We start from the raw sequence: 2,714 nt of genomic DNA on the forward strand, positions 1-2,714 counted from the left end.
CTCCTGGCCAGCAACGCGTCGATGCGGTCCCCGTACGCGCTCGCGTTCTCCGGCGGCGACAGGGTCCACGCGCCCCGCTCGGGAGCGACCGCCAGGGGCGCCTGCGCATCCGGCGGCGCGGCGGAGGTTCCAGGCAGTGCGGCGGAAGGAGCCGATGGCGCGGCGGAAGGAGCCGATGGTGCGATGGAAGTTCCAGGCGGCGCGGGAGAGGGACCCGATGGCGCGGCGGAGGCCCCGAGCAGCGCGGGCATCGGAGAGGCGGAAAGGGACTTCACGGGCGCTCCTGTTCCAGCGGGGTCGCGGCGGTCCGCTCGTCACGCAGGGCCCGCCGGGCCGCCCAGATGCCCACTCCCACCAGGGCGAAGGGCACCCCCATCAAGGCCAGCAGCAACACGCCCGCCCCCCCTGGGGACTCGGGCGCGCGGGCCGTGCACGCGGGACAGGCCAGCGCCTCCACCGGCACGGCCATCCCCCACAGCATCAGGCCGCGCAGCAGCCCCGTGAGGAGCCGTCCCGGGAGCAACCGGAAGTCCTCCCGCCGGCCTGCCGGGAGACGTCCACCCTGAAGCTGGAAGAAGGCGAGAGGCATGGCCTTCCCGGGTAGCACGCACCCGGGGTCCCCTCAAGGCACACCCCGTCCCGGAGACGCCCCGCCGGAAGCGGCCACTCTCCCTCATGCCTCGCATGCGGCCAGCCCCTACCCACGACGCAGCCCGCGCTTGTGCCCCCCCGGTCGATGCCGTTACGTGCCGCTCCATGTCCGCTGAATCGCCCTCCTCCCTGCCGACCCCCCGTCCCCGGAACTTCCGGCGCTCCATGGTCTGGGCAGGCGTCGTCGTGGCATCGCTCGGCCTCGTCGTGGTGACGGGCCGGGAGCTCGCACAGGGCCGGTCCTCCCCACCGCCCCGGCTGGGCGCCCTGCCCGACTTCACCTTCACGCGGCAGGACGGTCAGCCCTGGGGGTCGAAGCAGCTCCACGGCCGCCCCTACATCGCCAACTTCATCTTCACCCGGTGCCCCACCGTGTGCCCCGTCTTCACCCAGAAGCTGGCGCGCGTGCAGGAGCACACCGCGGCGCTCGGGCCCCGGCTCCAGCTGGTGTCCTTCTCCGTGGATCCGGCCTACGACACCCCGGAGCGGCTGGCCGAGTACGGCCAGAAGTACCGCGCGGACTTCGCCCGCTGGAATTTCCTCACCGGCGACTACGGCCAGTTGAAGAACACCATCGTCCAGGGCTTCAAGATCAGCATGGGCCGCGAGCCCGGCGCCGCCGAGGACGACCTGCTCTCCATCTTCCACGGCACCCACTTCGTGCTCGTGGACGGCACCGGGGAGATCCGCGGCTACTACGACAGCGCGGATCCCGAAGCCACCGAGCGCCTCGAAGCGGACGCCCACCGCCTCACCGCCGACGGAAGCTGATCGCGGCGGCCTTCCGGGGGGCTTTTTGATCCAGCCCACACCTGGAGTGATACCGTGAGGTCGCGATCACCCCGAAGCCTTCTCAGCTTCTGAGGGCCCGAGCACGACCCACGAAAAGCGCCGGGCCCGCGTGGCCCGCAAAGCCGAAAGGCCGGCTCCCACCTTTCGGTGAGGACCGGCCTTCGTGCCTGAGTCACGCCAGCTTCAGCGGGGAACTCAGTTGATGAGCGCAGCCTGCGCGTGGGCGAACAGGTTCTGCACGTTCTGCTGCGCGGGCTGGGAGGCCAGCGCGCCGACCTTGTCCGCGCCGTCCTTCACCGTCGTCGCGATGTCCGCGATGGACTTCACGGTCGGGGCGAACTTGGTCAGCTGGGACAGACCGGCCAGGGGGCCCTTGGCGAGCAGGGACGCGCCGGAGTCGATGAACTTGTCGACGAACGGCTTCGCCAGCTTGCCCAGGCCGAACGGGAGCTTGTCCAGGAGGCCGCCCGCCAGACCCTTCAGGCCGCTCGTGATGGCGCCCATCGGGTTCTGCACGAAGCTCAGCGCCTTGCCCGCGATGTTCGCGACGCCGCCGGCAACCTTGCTAACCGTCTTCGCAACGCTGCTGACAATCTTGCCGATGCCGCCCATGGTAATACCCCCTGCTTAAGTCTGGTTTGGAGAGTGTGTGCCGAAGTGAAGCTACAAAAGGATTCTCGGAGGGAGGAGGAAAAGGTTTCCTCCTGAATTTCCGATCGAATTTCACGGCCGATGCGGGCTGGCCCTAGCCCCGCGGTCCGCCGCCGCCCTTCTTCATCTGCTCCAGCAGCTCCTGGCGCTTCGCCTCGTCCTGGGGGCCCTTGGCCGTCTCACCCGTGGGGTTCAGGCTGGGCTTGCCGGCGGCGCCGCCACCCTTCTGGGCCTCGAACTCCGACTTCGCGAAGGGGTTGCCCTGGCCGGGCAGCTCACCCTTGGCGCCGGCGACGAGGAACTCGCCGACCTCCTCCACCGTGTGCACGGGGAAGCCGTTCGCCTTCAGCTCCTCGTCGGACACGACGTTGAGCATGGGCTCCTTGTCCTTGTCCTGGGCGTACTCGAGCACCAGCTCGACGTAGTCCTCCAGCTTCATGCCCACCGCGTCCGCGATGCGCTTCGTCTCGGGATCCTTGAGCAGCTCCGCGCGGACCACTTCCACGGGACGGGACAGACCACGCTTCTTGCCAGGGCTTTGCTGGGACATGCGATTTCGCTCCGGAGAGGAAAAAGAGGACGGCGCGGACTCTAGCCCATCTTTCCGGTAGTACCCATTC

At 69.3% G+C, this 2,714-nt stretch carries 4 protein-coding genes and 1 pseudogene; 1 reads left to right on the plus strand and 4 read right to left on the minus strand.

The annotated features are described in order from the left end of the window. Nucleotides 1-275: pseudogene (locus D7V93_RS46285) on the minus strand (hypothetical protein); the annotation flags it as partial. Next, nucleotides 272-589 (minus strand): hypothetical protein, encoded by a 318-nt coding sequence (locus D7V93_RS41410; RefSeq protein ID WP_120648476.1) that lies wholly within the window; start codon nucleotides 587-589, stop codon nucleotides 272-274. The gene D7V93_RS41410 and the pseudogene D7V93_RS46285, both read right to left, overlap by 4 nt. A 248-nt stretch (nucleotides 590-837) precedes the next feature. On the opposite strand from D7V93_RS41410, the gene D7V93_RS41415 reads away from it, so the two are divergent. Continuing rightward, nucleotides 838-1,422 (plus strand): SCO family protein, encoded by a 585-nt coding sequence (locus tag D7V93_RS41415; RefSeq protein WP_244237818.1) that lies wholly within the window; start codon nucleotides 838-840, stop codon nucleotides 1,420-1,422. Nucleotides 1,423-1,638: 216 nt separating this feature from the next. On the opposite strand, the gene D7V93_RS41420 is transcribed toward D7V93_RS41415, so the two are convergent. Beyond that, the gene (locus D7V93_RS41420) at nucleotides 1,639-2,055 is read right to left on the minus strand and encodes a hypothetical protein (protein ID WP_120648478.1); all 417 of its coding nucleotides are present in this window, start codon (nucleotides 2,053-2,055) and stop codon (nucleotides 1,639-1,641) included. A gap of 133 nt (nucleotides 2,056-2,188) precedes the next feature. After that, a complete protein-coding gene (locus D7V93_RS41425; protein WP_120648479.1) occupies nucleotides 2,189-2,644 on the minus strand; it encodes a hypothetical protein in 456 nt (151 codons plus the stop codon). Nucleotides 2,645-2,714: the final 70 nt, after the last annotated feature.

The sequence above is a fragment of the Corallococcus llansteffanensis genome, from assembly GCF_003612055.1.
In the GTDB taxonomy this organism is placed as follows: Bacteria; Myxococcota; Myxococcia; order Myxococcales; family Myxococcaceae; genus Corallococcus; species Corallococcus llansteffanensis.

What these genes read in the sequence shown, in the direction of transcription:
- D7V93_RS41425 (WP_120648479.1), bottom strand. Translation starts at nt 2,644, where the DNA reads ATGTCCCAGCAAAGCCCTGGCAAGAAGCGTGGTCTGTCCCGTCCCGTG.
- D7V93_RS41420 (WP_120648478.1), bottom strand. Translation starts at nt 2,055, where the DNA reads ATGGGCGGCATCGGCAAGATTGTCAGCAGCGTTGCGAAGACGGTTAGC.
- D7V93_RS41410 (WP_120648476.1), bottom strand. Translation starts at nt 589, where the DNA reads ATGCCTCTCGCCTTCTTCCAGCTTCAGGGTGGACGTCTCCCGGCAGGC.